The sequence below is a fragment of the Verrucomicrobiota bacterium genome (assembly GCA_037139415.1).
GTDB lineage: Bacteria > Verrucomicrobiota > Verrucomicrobiia > Limisphaerales > Fontisphaeraceae > JBAXGN01.
Window position 1 is genome coordinate 1 of record JBAXGN010000217.1, and the last position, 12,159, is coordinate 12,159.

10 protein-coding genes are annotated in these 12,159 nt (G+C 56.6%); 3 read left to right on the plus strand and 7 right to left on the minus strand.

The features are described from left to right. Positions 1–148 precede the first annotated feature (148 nt). On the plus strand, positions 149–2,104 hold the full coding sequence (locus tag WCO56_25765; GenBank protein ID MEI7733006.1) for an SMP-30/gluconolactonase/LRE family protein: 1,956 nt from the start codon (positions 149–151) through the stop codon (positions 2,102–2,104). Between the two features lie 119 nt (positions 2,105–2,223). Here the strand turns inward: WCO56_25765 and folK are convergent, their stop codons facing one another. The 7 genes from folK to WCO56_25800 all read right to left on the minus strand — a co-directional run bounded on the left by folK (position 2,224) and on the right by WCO56_25800 (position 10,707). Next, positions 2,224–2,706 (minus strand): 2-amino-4-hydroxy-6-hydroxymethyldihydropteridine diphosphokinase, encoded by a 483-nt coding sequence (gene folK / locus WCO56_25770; GenBank protein ID MEI7733007.1) that lies wholly within the window; start codon positions 2,704–2,706, stop codon positions 2,224–2,226. 144 nt (positions 2,707–2,850) lie between these two features. Further along, positions 2,851–3,585 (minus strand): 4-hydroxy-tetrahydrodipicolinate reductase, encoded by a 735-nt coding sequence (gene dapB, locus WCO56_25775; GenBank protein MEI7733008.1) that lies wholly within the window; start codon positions 3,583–3,585, stop codon positions 2,851–2,853. Between the two features lie 27 nt (positions 3,586–3,612). Further along, positions 3,613–4,512, minus strand: coding sequence for a 4-hydroxy-tetrahydrodipicolinate synthase (dapA, locus tag WCO56_25780; protein MEI7733009.1), 900 nt, complete (start codon positions 4,510–4,512; stop codon positions 3,613–3,615). A 66-nt stretch (positions 4,513–4,578) separates the two neighbouring features. After that, positions 4,579–6,981 (minus strand): secretin N-terminal domain-containing protein, encoded by a 2,403-nt coding sequence (locus WCO56_25785; protein ID MEI7733010.1) that lies wholly within the window; start codon positions 6,979–6,981, stop codon positions 4,579–4,581. Then, complete coding sequence (locus WCO56_25790; GenBank protein ID MEI7733011.1) at positions 6,978–7,604, minus strand: hypothetical protein; 627 nt, start codon at positions 7,602–7,604, stop codon at positions 6,978–6,980. Before WCO56_25790 ends, WCO56_25785 begins: the two co-directional genes overlap by 4 nt. Then, positions 7,601–8,941 carry a hypothetical protein gene (locus WCO56_25795; GenBank protein ID MEI7733012.1) on the minus strand — a complete coding sequence of 447 codons (1,341 nt, stop codon included), beginning with the start codon at positions 8,939–8,941 and terminating at the stop codon, positions 7,601–7,603. The genes WCO56_25790 and WCO56_25795 overlap by 4 nt, the downstream gene beginning before the upstream one ends. Positions 8,942–8,970: 29 nt before the next feature. Beyond that, positions 8,971–10,707, minus strand: a complete 1,737-nt coding sequence (locus tag WCO56_25800; protein ID MEI7733013.1) for an ATPase, T2SS/T4P/T4SS family — start codon at positions 10,705–10,707, stop codon at positions 8,971–8,973. A 122-nt stretch (positions 10,708–10,829) separates the two neighbouring features. Here WCO56_25800 and WCO56_25805 point away from each other — a divergent pair, with 122 nt between their 5' ends. Next, positions 10,830–11,075 carry a hypothetical protein gene (locus tag WCO56_25805; GenBank protein MEI7733014.1) on the plus strand — a complete coding sequence of 82 codons (246 nt, stop codon included), beginning with the start codon at positions 10,830–10,832 and terminating at the stop codon, positions 11,073–11,075. A 188-nt stretch (positions 11,076–11,263) separates the two neighbouring features. Then, a complete protein-coding gene (locus WCO56_25810) occupies positions 11,264–12,112 on the plus strand; it encodes a tetratricopeptide repeat protein (GenBank protein ID MEI7733015.1) in 849 nt (282 codons plus the stop codon). The last annotated feature ends 47 nt before the right edge of the window (positions 12,113–12,159 follow it).

Genomic DNA, 12,159 nt, shown 5'->3' on the forward strand with positions numbered 1-12,159 from the left:
AAACATGGCGACCAGTCAAACATGGCGACCAGTCAAACATGGCGACCAGTCAAACTATGCGGCTCACTAATTTTTGCGGTTTGTGAATTTGCTTTGGTTTTGCCTTGACCCGGACGGGTTTCCGCCCAAAGTATGGGCCTTTACATATATGACTGAGAATATGTTCAAGCGGTTGTTCATCGCGTTGGCGCTTGTGGCGGGGTTGCTCGTTATGGCTGCCAATGCGCCTGATCAAAACACAGGTGACACCCAGGCGCAGGCCGATAAGAAAGCGCGGGAAACCGCGCGGGAACAGGCCGAGGCGCAACGAGTGGTCCAAGCCGAGGCGGAAAAGGAAGCCCGGGAACTGACGAAACGCCGCATCGAATTTGAACGGCAAGTCCGGGAGGAAGAAAAGGCCAAGGCTCTGGCAGCCCAACAGGCTGAGGTATTGGCGGCAAAGCGCGCGCGGGAAGCGGCGGTTGCACAAGCGGCGGCCGAGCTAAAAGCCCGCCAAGCCGCAGAGTTGGCCAATGCGGAAAAAATCAAGACGGAAAAACGACTTCAGGCCGAAGCGCAGCGCAAAGCCAAAGCGGACGCAGAAGCCGCTGTCAAAGCCGAAGAACAGGCCAAGAAACGCGCTCAAAAAGAAGCCGCCGCCAAGGCGGAAGCCGACCGCCTAAACCGTATTGACTCACGCGTTAACGAGTTGGTGGAGCGGGAATTGAAGGCTCGTCGCACGGCCAGTGCCGCACAGGAAGATGCTTGGTTAAAGGCCGAGGCGGATCGCCAGCAAAAGGAAGCGGCGGCGGTCGAGATTAAAGCCAAAATCGAGGCGGACCGGGTGCTGAAACTTGAAACCGAGAAAAAGGTGCGGGCGGATGCTGAACTGGCGCGGCATAAAATCGCCGTGGAGAAACAAGCGCAGCTCGCGGCGGAAAGCAAAGCGAAAGCCGACGCGGAAAAACAGGTCAAGGCTGATGCGGAGAAAGCTGCCCGGGAAATCAAAGCCAGAGCCGAGGCGGAAAAAAAAGCCAAAGCCGCCCAAACACAAGTTGCCAAAATTCCCCCGCTGGGCACTTTGAAAAAAGATGCTTCACCGGGCAGTTCATCCACAAAGTCGGTGAAAAATGTGGTCAAAACCCCGCCGGTTAAGAAGGTGGAACCGCCTAAAAAGCCCAAGGTCCCCACCGTCGCAACGATTGGCACGATTGAACGCCTGGATCCTGCGCTGGATAAATTGATCCCACGTCAAGCGGTGATCGAAAAGCTGGCGGATGGTTTCAAAGCGTTGGAGGGGGCGGTGTGGATGGGGGGACGGCTGCTGTTTTCTGATGTGCAGGAAAATGTCATTTACGAGTATGAAGAAGGGGTGCCGGTCACCGTATTTCAAGCGCACAGTGGCTACACTGGCAGCGCCAAACGCGAGGGGGAACTTGGTTCCAGCGGCTTGACGCGTGATACCTCCGGTTCGCTGGTTATTTGCCAGCAGGGAGATCGCCGCATTGTTCGCATGGAAAGCGATGGACGTCTGGTGCCGCTGGCCGAGTATTATCGCCAGCGCAGATTCAACAGTCCCTGTGAGGCGGTTTTTAAATCCAATGGTGACATGTATTTTACCGATCCCCCTGAAGGGCTCGAGAAACGCGAGTTGGCGGATGCCAACGGCGAAATGCCGTTCTCAGGCATCTATTGCTGCACCAAAAAGGGTGAAATCAAGTTGCTCTGCAAGGAAATGAGCCGTCCAACAGGGTTGGTTTTTTCACCCGACCAAAAGACGTTGTACGTCGCCAACTCGGACCCAACCAACGCCGTGATTATGGCGTTCGCCATTCAGCGCGATGGCTCTTTGGATAAAGGCCGCGTCTTTTTTGACGCCAACGAACTTGTCAAGAGCGGCAAGAAAGGGTTGCCAGAAGGTTTGAAAGTGGACCGAAAAGGCAATCTGTTTGCGACGGGGCCTGGTGGGGTGCTGGTGATTTCCTCGCAGGGCAAACTGCTGGGGGTCATTAATACCGGGGAAGCGACTGCCAATTGCTCCTGGGGTAATGGTGGTAACGTGCTATATATCACGGCAAACCAATATCTTGGACGGCTGAAAACCGCTACTTCCGGCGAGCGCTAACGCCTCACTACCAAGCGCCATTCCAGCCTGACTCTCTTTTGCAAAAAGAGTTCAGGTTGGCTGGGATGGTGGTCGCGTCCGTGGATCAGTTGGTTGAGACTACCAATGATGCACAAAACTTATGGTGAGGATGGTCTGGCAAGCGATGCCAGCAAGGCGGCCACAGTATCGGATTGGCCGGGCAGGACCAAGTCCGGCGCGATTTCGTTGAGCGGACCCAGGACAAAGCGGCGTTGATGGGCACGTGGATGTGGGAGGGTCAGGCGAGGCGAGTGCCGGGTTTCCTGGCCGAAGGCAATCAGGTCCAGATCGAGCGGGCGCGGTTCGTTGAGGATTTGCTTGGGGCGGCGTCCGAATTCTTTTTCCAACGTCAACAGCTTTTCCAAGAGGGTTTCCGGGGTTTCTTCCGGCAAGGTGTCCAATAGCGCGACGGCGTTGAGGAACGTTGGCGAACCGGGTGGGCAATCCATCGGTTCGGTTTCCCAGAAAGAGGATACCCGCAAGGACTGGCGGGAAAATGGTTGCAGACGCACCACCGCCTGACGGAGCAGGGCGGGGGAATCTCCCAGGTTGGAGCCGAGCGCGATGATGACCGTAGGCATGGGGAGAGATATTTCCAGAGGTTGCAGACCGGCTAAAGCCGGGACTCCAAACAAAAAGTGAGCATGATGCGAGGTTTTCGGGAGGTCGTGGGGAGCGCGGATCATGGAGCGGCTAGCCGCCAGTCGCCAGTCGCGTGCCGGCGGTTATTTCAAGCCCAGGACATCCTGCATGGTGTAGATACCCGGTGTTTGGCGCACGACCCATTCGGCGGCGCGCAGGGCGCCGTTGGCAAAGGTTTCCCGGCTGGAGGCTTTGTGGGTGAGTTCGACGCGTTCGCCCATGGCCGCGAAGATGACGGTGTGATCGCCCACCACATCGCCACCGCGAATCGCGTGCATACCAATCTCTGTGCTGGTTCTTTCTCCAACAATGCCTTGCCGGCCATGGCGCACGACCTCATTTAGCTGCTGTTGCCGCACGTCGGCGAGAATTTCCGCGAGGGATCGCGCGGTGCCGCTGGGGGCGTCCTTCTTCAGGCGATGATGCATCTCGACCACTTCGAGATCGAAGGAAGGCCCGAGGATTTCCGCCGCCTTGCGGGTCAGCCAGAACAGGGCGTTGACGCCGGTGGAGTAGTTGGAGGCCCACACCATCGGCACGGTGGCGGACAGGTTGCGGATGCTCGCGGTATCCGCCTCGGAATGTCCGGTGGTGCCAATGACGAGGGCTTTTTTGTGTTCGGCGCAAAGCCGGGCGACCCCGGCGGTGGCTTGGTGAAAGCTGAAGTCAATGACGACATCGCTTTGGGCAATCACGGTGCGCAGGTCATCACCCATATCAATGCCGGCGGCAACTTTGATTTCCGGGATTCGAGCGGCGCAGGCGAGCAATGCCTGGCCCATGCGGCCTTTGGAACCGTTGATAATGACGCGGGTCATGAGTTTGATTTTAAGGTTTAAGAAAGTTCACCGCGCCAGCACGCCACAGTCAACCAGGGTGGCGCGCAAGGTTTCGCGGCTTTTGGCACTCAAGGCGACCAAAGGCAACCGGTATTCCTCTTCGATCTGCCCCATCATGGCCAGCGCGGCTTTGATGGGTACCGGGTTGCTCTCGATGAACAAATCCTTGTAGAGCGGATAATATTTGGCGTGGAGTTTGCGGGCCAGGTCCACCTTGCCCCGGGCAAAGGCGTCTACCATGCGCGCCACTTCCGCGGGGATGACGTTCGAGGCGACGCTGATCACGCCTTGTGCTCCCACCGCCATGAACGGCAGGGTGAGCGAGTCATCGCCGCTGAGAATGGTGAACTCTGCGCCCAAAACGTGGCGCAATTGGCTGATGCGGTCGGCATTGCCGCCAGCTTCCTTGATGCCGACGATATTGATGCAGTCGTGCGCCAGGCGGTGGACGGTGTCCACACCGATTTCAATGCCGCACCGGCTCGGGACACTATAGAGCACCAAGGGCAGCTTGGTGGCTCGGGCGATGGCATGAAAATGTTGAAATAGCCCCTCCTGCGTCGGCTTATTGTAATACGGCGCAACCTGGAGGGAGCCGTCCGCGCCCAATTGCTCGGCGCGTTGCGTCAAAAAGATGGCTTCTTTCGTGGAATTCGCACCGGTGCCCGCGAGGACTTTGATATTCCCGTTGGTAAACTTGACGGCCAACTCAATGACCCGCAGGTGCTCATCATAATCCAGCGTGGGGGATTCCCCGGTGGTGCCAACCGGCACAATACCATCCACACCGGCCTTCACCTGGGCCTTGATCAGGCGTTCGAGCGCCGCTTCATCCAGGCTGCCGTTCTTGAACGGGGTCACGATTGCCGTGTACGTTCCCGTAAAACTTAAATCAGTGTTCGTCATCGGACGGATAAAATCCGCCAAAACCGGACGTTTGGCTAGTCTGTTTTTCAGGTAATCGCAGGTGGGTCAGGGCTTGGCCGGGACTGTATTGGTGCCTGCGTCGGGTGACGGCGAAATCTCATTCGCGTTAAGTTCCATATCTTTGGCTCGCTTCTTAGCCTTGCGGGCATCTTCCTTTTGTTTCAACTTATCCCTGGCTTCCTGGCGTTTTTCCCGGTCGTCCAACATTTTCTTCTCGTCGTCCTTGTACTCCATTTCTGCCTCGCTGGCTCCGGACGAGGATTTGCGTTCCCTCTCCGCCAGAGCGGCGGCCAAGTCTGGGGTCGGCAATACGGTTGGACGGATAAAGACGATTAGTTCACTGCGAGCTGCTGTTTTGGATTGGCTACGAAACAATACACCCAAACCGGGAATGTCCTTGAGGAAGGGAACACCGGAATGGCCATCAGACGAACTTGCTTTAATGAAGCCCCCCAGCATCACTGTTTGACCATCACGAATGGCGACCTTGGCATTCGCCTGGCTGTCCTTGGTCACCGGCACATCTCCCACGTTGGCGATCGTCACGGTTCCTTCCGCGCTTTGAATGCTTTGTTGGATTTCCATCACCACCAACCCATCGGGATTGATCAAGGGCAGCACGGATAGGCGAATGCCGATCTGCAACTGTTGAATCGAACTATAGCCGCCATAGGCGCCACCATAAGAACTGCCAGTGGGGTAGGGCCGGGTTTCACCACTAAAAATGTCGGCTTGGACGGCATGGGAGGTTTGAATACGCGGACGTGAGATGATGCGTGACCGTGAGTCATTAGCCACAGCGGTGGCGGCCACGTCCAGATCGTGGCTTTGCATAAAATAGGAAAAACCACCGGCCAATGAACCGCCGTTAGTACCTACGGCGGAGGCCATGTTAGCGATCGTGAGCGGGTTGATTCCACCATTTACAGCGCTCAGTGCAGACACACTGCCTTTTCCTTGGTGTTGTTGCAAGTAGCTGACGCCGAAGTTGCTGTTATCATCCAGGCTCACCTCGACAATCAAGGCCTCAATCAGCACTTGGGCTTGCACGATGTCCAACTTGCCAATGATGTTGGTGATCATGTCCATGTCTTGTCGGTTGGCAAAAACCAGCAGCGAGTTGGAGCGCTCGTCCGCGATGATCTTGGTAGTGCCCAAGATCTGGAAGTCACCCGAGCCGCCCACCTTGTTCACGATGCTGCGCAGGCGGTCGGCAAAGGAGGACTGCGCCGCGCCGGGGTTGGCTGGTTGGGCGGTGTTCATACCCGATCCCATTGTATTCATGCCGGGCTGGTAGCCGGGTTGGCCTGGGTAGCCGCCCATACCACCCGCACCGCCCATACCTGTCTGGCGATTTCCAAAACCGCTGGAGGAACCACTGCTCAGACCGCGTCGCTGGCTGCTGCCGCTACTGCCGGTCGAAGTAACCCCGCCTCCCGAGGTCAGGCTGCCCAGCACTTGGGCCATATCCGACGCCAGCGCATATTTAATGGGAATGACCACCGGGGTAATTTCCATCGGAATGGATATATCAATTTTATCGAGCATTTCCAACATGCGCTTTACGTTATCGGCGTAATCGCGAATGACCAGCACGCCGCTGGTGTCAATCGGGGTCACACCGCCCGTCATTTTGGCGAAAGGCTGGATAGCCGCAACGACTTCCGACGGCTTGGCATTGGTCATCTGCCTCACGATGGTGACAAACCCTCCAAGATCTGGCATATCGGATATCTCGCTGGAGTCGCTTAATGGCTTGGCTTCTGTGAAGGCTTGGGCTTGGGGTATGACTTTGACGAATTTATCACCCACGTTGATGAGGGTGATTTGATTCATCATCATCACTGCTTCAAGCAAGCGGATGATTTCCGAGCGGGTCAACGGGGTCTGGGTGCGTACGGTGATGGGCGTGGCAGGCAGGGCGTTGGGACGGATGATGGTGCGTTGCACCAGATCGGCATAGACTTCCAATACGGCGGACAATTCCGCTGCTTTGAGGTCAATGGTGCCGGCGGGCATCAAATCGTCATCTTTGGCGCCTACCAAGGCAGCTTTTTCCGCCGCGTTCATGGCGGGGCCGGTACCTGCGCCGCCTAGTCCTCCTGGACCGCCACCCGGTGCTGGCGCGGCAGGTGCCCGCGATGGCAGAGTCGGAATCATTGGCATGGCGGGCATGGATGGCATGGCCGGGGTCATGCCGGGGCGGTTGGTTAGCATCATGCTGCGCGAGCGGGGAGATGGCAGGGGCGGCATGGGCGGTGGAGTTTGCGCCGTGGCCAAGGGCTCAAGCAAAGCCAGGATGACAGGCAGCAGCAGGCTAAGCAGGCGGAAGCCGGAGATTGCGGATTGCGGATTGCGGATTGCGGATTGGTCCGTTGCGTTGCCTTGGCGGCTACGCGGGGCGGATATATCCGCGCGCTGAATTAATAATGGACACAGATTTTTCATGTGTTTTTTTTGCCGGACGCCGGGCGTTCACCGGGTTGCGGATTGCCTTTCTGGGGAGTGCCGGGTTTGGCCACCGGCTTCTTTTGGTAATTACCGACGATGGTCAGGTTGGCCAATAACTTCTGGCCGGTGGAGTCTAATTTCAAGTCCAGATCGCGCACCCGGATCAAGGAGTTACCCGAGCCAAGGCGTTTGAGAAAGTCCACCAGTTCGGCATCAGTGGCGACGGCGTTCAGGGTCACCCGTTGCTCTTCAAAAAACGGATTATTGGGGATCGGTCCGCCGCCGGCAGGGGTGACGCGCTGGACAAAGACATTGGCGCTGGCCGCCGCCGTCTGGATGGTTTGCACCAGAGCTAGATCCCGTTCGTCGGCCACTACAAATTGCGCCTCGGATTGCAAGTTTTCCAGTTTTACCTTGTAGCCGTCGGTCTTGGCAATTTCCGTTTCAAATATTTTGGCGGTATCTTTCGCGGTTTTGATCTTGGTCAGCAACTGCTGCCATTCACCAAAATGCGGAACCACCAGCCAGGCATTGAGCACGACAAACAGCACCACGGTGGCCGCCATGACCAGGCGGCGTTCCTGCGGGCGCAGGTTTAATTTGTCGAAGATGGAAATCATTCTTTTTCCAGGCGGTTTAAGGTGCAGTCAAAGCTCCATTTGATTTGGCCGCTCATGCCGTTCATGGTGGGAGCCTTGACTGTGGTGAACAGCGGTTGACCATTCAAATCCGTCTTTTTCATCGCGCTGTTAAAGTCCGTCACTTTGCTGCTCAGGTCTTGCGACGCGGTGCCAAACAGCATCAGGGAACGCTCGCGGTTCATGGAAAGTCCCGTGAGGGTGAGTCCCTCCGGCAGGTTGCGGGCGGTGGCTTCCCAGCATTCAAGCGCGGCATATTTGAAACTCTGCTGGTCCTGTAAAATCTGGATTTGCGCCTTTAATTGCAGGGCGTTGGTGTACGTGGAACTCAGGCTGGCGACGCGCCCCTCCGCCTGGGTTGACTGCAATTTAAGCACCTCGAGCCAGCCAAAATAAATCAGGGTCAGGAACAAATAGACCATGATCACGGAAATAATCCCGCTCAACCACAAACGATCCACGAATGAAGCGCGGTAACGATCGGCAACCTCGGGCGGTAGCAGCCCTGGTGGCCGGTTTGGTTGGGCCAGGCGTTTCGCAGTCAGTGCCGCGACTTGCGCGGCTGGATGCGGGGTGATGACGAGCGGTTCTTCGCCGGAGAGTTCCCGGAAGACCGAGCCGAACATGGAGGCGTGGACGGTGTCCGCAACCAGATGCCAACGTGGCGGAGCGGTCAGCCAGCCGTCCAGTTCCCCCGCCCACGCCATTTGCTGTAACTGCTCTTTAAGCGCTTTTTCGCAGTCACTTCCCTCTGGCAATTGGATCAGCCCGAGGTGCCGCAAACAGCCGCCATACCACCACGCGGCGAGCCACGCCGTATTCACGCCCTCTTGCGGCGCGTACACCCACACGCCGTCGCCCTTGATTTCTGTGGCCAGCATTTGATCCAGCATCGGCACTTCCAATTGGTCGGCAACGAAACTCTGCCCTTCCAATTGGCCGAGATAATTTTCCACTTGGTCCCGTGCGGCGATCAACACCACGACCGTTTGCTGGCCGTCGGCGGTGGTCGGCAGAAGTTCCATGCTCCAGACGATCTGGTTGGTCGGCAGCGGGGAAAGTTTCTCCAATTGAAACTCGACCATCGAAATCAATTCGGAGGTCTCACTGGCCGGGAAATGCGCCACCTGCAAAAACACGGAACCGGGCGGCAACCAGCCGACATTCAGCTTTTTCTGCCACAGGGAGGACCAGGTTTGCGCAATGACCTTGGCGGGCAGTGTGTCTTCCGCAGCGGGGGCATACTCCCGCTCCAGGCGGAAATGTTCGCGCTCGGGTGTGAACTGCCACAACTGGCGCGTTCCCGCCGTTTTCAACACATTGCATGATTGCCAGCGCGCCATGGTTATTACTTCTTGGTGCTGGCGTCTTCCACCAGGTTCAGATGCTCTTCCGTCTGGGTGACACGCATCACTTCTTCAATGGTGGTTTGACCCGCCATGACTTTGTTCCAACCGTCGGTGCGCAGGGTGCGCATGCCGATTTCCAGGGCTTTTTGCGCGATCGTCGAGGCGGGGGCGCGGCTCATGATCAACGGGCGGAGGGCTTCGGTGACCAGCAGTAACTCATAAATACCCATGCGTCCCTGATATCCCAGTTGGCGGCATTGATCACAACCCGTCCCGCGATAAAACTTGGCCGTCTCGATGTATTCCTTCGGGAACTGAACTTTGTCCAGATATTCCCGACTGACCTTTTGCTCGGTCTTGCAATGCGGGCAAATGGTACGAACCAACCGTTGTGCCAATACCGCTTCCACGGAAGAGGCCACCAGGAATGGCTCAATGCCCATGTCAATCAAACGCGTAAACGCGCTGGGAGCATCATTGGTGTGCAGGGTCGAGAACACCAAGTGCCCGGTCAGCGCCGCGCGAATAGCAATTTCCGCTGTCTCGAGGTCGCGAATTTCGCCGACCATGATCACGTTAGGGTCCTGGCGCAGAATGTGGCGCAAGCCCATGGCGAACGTGAGCCCGATGTCCGAGCGCACCGCAATCTGGTTAATGCCTTTGAGTTCGTATTCCACCGGTTCCTCAATGGTAATGATGCGTTTGGTCACCGAATTGATGGAACTCAGGAAGGCGTATAACGAGGTGGATTTGCCCGAACCGGTGGGGCCGGTCACCAGGAGAATGCCGTGCGGCTTGATGATGATTTCGCGGAGGGCCGCTTCCTCGTGGGGGGCAAACCCCAGCTTCTCGAGGCTCAGGAAAATCTTGCCGCGCGTCAACAAGCGCAGGGAGACGCTTTCACCATAAACGGTGGGCACGGTTGAAACGCGGATGTCCAGTTCCTCGCCCTTGATCCGCACGTTGATGCGACCGTCCTGCGGCAGGCGTTTTTCGGCAATGTTCATGCCGGACATGACCTTGATGCGCGAGATGATGGCCGCCTGGAACTTTTTCAACTGCGGCGGCATGGGGGTTTGGTGCAGAATGCCGTCAATGCGATAACGGATGCGCAGTTCGTCTTCGGCCGGTTCAAAATGAATATCTGTCGAGCGATCTTTGAATGCTTCCCAGATGATCTGATTGACGAACTTGATGACGCTTGCCTCTTGATCATCCTCGGTGATTTCCTTGTCGGCGGCCAGCTCGAAATCGTCGTCGTTGTCCTCTTCCATCTGATTCAGCGTGTCCGCGCCGACGCCGTAATATTTTTTCAAGGCTTTTTCGATTTCCTGGCGTGGGGCCAGGGCCATGGTAACCGGTCCGCGGGCATCAAATTGTACCGCGCTCAACATGGCGCCATCGAAGGGGTTGCTGACACAGACCTGCAAGGCACCGTTGTCGTACGCGGTGGGCAGCACGGTATATTGAAAAGCCACCTTGGTGGAAATCTTGTTGCGCGCCTCGGTGGGGATGGTCAAGGTGGTTAAGTCCAAGAACGGCCATTTGAGCGTGTGGCTGAGATTTTGGAGGAATGATTCCTCGGAAACACCCCGTTCACGGCAGCAAAATGCGAACAGCGTCTCGGTCGAGCCGCTTTCCGTTGCCACCTGCCATGCTTTGCGCCACTCGTTCAATTGCTTCGGTTCCGACTGCAACGCATTAGCCAGCAGGTCTTTGACTGGTGTAAAAGCCATTCTGTTTCCTGTAGTTATACACGCTTCCAGCGGTAAAGTTGCGGGTAAAATTGAAAAAAATGCCATTGGAACTTCATTGACGAATCGCTGGCGGGTGTCCAAAGTTCACCGAATTATTTTTTATGGTAAAGATACTTTTAAAAGCCGTGTTCGTGATCGCGGTGCTGTCGTTTCTGGTATTGATGGGCATGCATAACCGCAGCACCGTGCCATTTGATCTGCCGCCGCTGCTGCCGCAAACGCTTAAGCTGCCCTCCGCCTTGATGTACTACGCCTTTTTTGCCATCGGGTTTCTGACCGGCGTCGTTCTTTTCGCGGGTGGCAAAAAAGGGGGGGGCGAGGGCAAATCCAAACGGGTGGAGAAATAAGCAGCACCACGTAGCCGCCTGTCTGCGTGCTCCGCACAGACAGACCGAGGTAAGGATGGCTTCGCGAATTCGGAGTTCGGAATGGTCCGTCTCCTTACCTCGACGGCTACAAAGTTGGGTCGGCTGGCGGTTGAGCGGTCGTATCCGGGTATCATTTTGTGAAGGTCGGTGTCATATTTTATGCTCTCATGACTTGGAGCAGGCGGGGTCGGGCGGTGCCGTCACTGGCGCTCTCCGGTCTGGCTTTGGCTGCGTTCACAACGTTTGCGGATCTCGGTGACGCGCGTAAATTGTTGCAAGCCAACCAACCGCAAAAAGCCGCCGAGACATTGAAACAACTTCAGGCGCAAACCCCTGGTGATCCTTGGTTGGTCTATAATTTGGGAGTCGCGGCCTATGCCGCCAAAGACTACGGGCAGGCGGATCAGATCTGGCAAAAACTCGCGAGCCGTGAATTGCCTGAAAAATTGCGCGACCGGGTTTGGGAACAAATCGGGAATGTCTCTTTCCGCAAAGGCGAACCGGTGGAAAGCAGCGATCCCCAGTCGGCCCGGCAACTTTGGGAGCAAAGTCGTGAAGCCTACCGGATTGTTTTGGTGACCCATCCCAAGGATAAAACCGTTCAGTACAACTTGAAGGTGGTGGAATTAAGGCTGGCGCGGCTGCACGCTCGATTGGCCCAGCAATTATTGCAGGAGGCGCAAAATAAAGCACTGGAGGAACAGATTCAGAAAATGCAGGCGGCGCTCGACCATCAGCGCACGGCGCAAAACCTGGAGAAGGAAAATCCGCAATACGCGCAGGCCGTCAAACAGACGGAGCAACAACTGGCCGAGAAATTCAACCAGAAAGCCGGGCAGGAGGAAAAGACGGCGGACAACGCGGTGAAAAATGCTAACGCCAATGAGTGGGAACGCAAGCATGCCCAGGACTCTTTGCGCAAGGCGTTATCCGATTTTCAGGAGGCCAAGGCTCTGGATCCGCAAAATCAGCCAGCCCAGCAGGGGGAGAAGCGGGTGCAGGATAAACTAGTTTGACTTCGTAAAGATAAATGTTGCGTTCGCGCAAAAAATTGCGTAACTTT

Bases quoted from the DNA above. Each gene is read 5' to 3' on its own strand.
- WCO56_25800 (MEI7733013.1), bottom strand. From the start codon at position 10,707: ATGGCTTTTACACCAGTCAAAGACCTGCTGGCTAATGCGTTGCAGTCG.
- WCO56_25805 (MEI7733014.1), top strand. From the start codon at position 10,830: ATGGTAAAGATACTTTTAAAAGCCGTGTTCGTGATCGCGGTGCTGTCG.
- WCO56_25810 (MEI7733015.1), top strand. From the start codon at position 11,264: ATGACTTGGAGCAGGCGGGGTCGGGCGGTGCCGTCACTGGCGCTCTCC.
- WCO56_25765 (MEI7733006.1), top strand. From the start codon at position 149: ATGACTGAGAATATGTTCAAGCGGTTGTTCATCGCGTTGGCGCTTGTG.
- dapB (MEI7733008.1), bottom strand. From the start codon at position 3,585: ATGACCCGCGTCATTATCAACGGTTCCAAAGGCCGCATGGGCCAGGCA.
- WCO56_25785 (MEI7733010.1), bottom strand. From the start codon at position 6,981: ATGAAAAATCTGTGTCCATTATTAATTCAGCGCGCGGATATATCCGCC.
- WCO56_25790 (MEI7733011.1), bottom strand. From the start codon at position 7,604: ATGATTTCCATCTTCGACAAATTAAACCTGCGCCCGCAGGAACGCCGC.
- folK (MEI7733007.1), bottom strand. From the start codon at position 2,706: ATGCCTACGGTCATCATCGCGCTCGGCTCCAACCTGGGAGATTCCCCC.
- dapA (MEI7733009.1), bottom strand. From the start codon at position 4,512: ATGACGAACACTGATTTAAGTTTTACGGGAACGTACACGGCAATCGTG.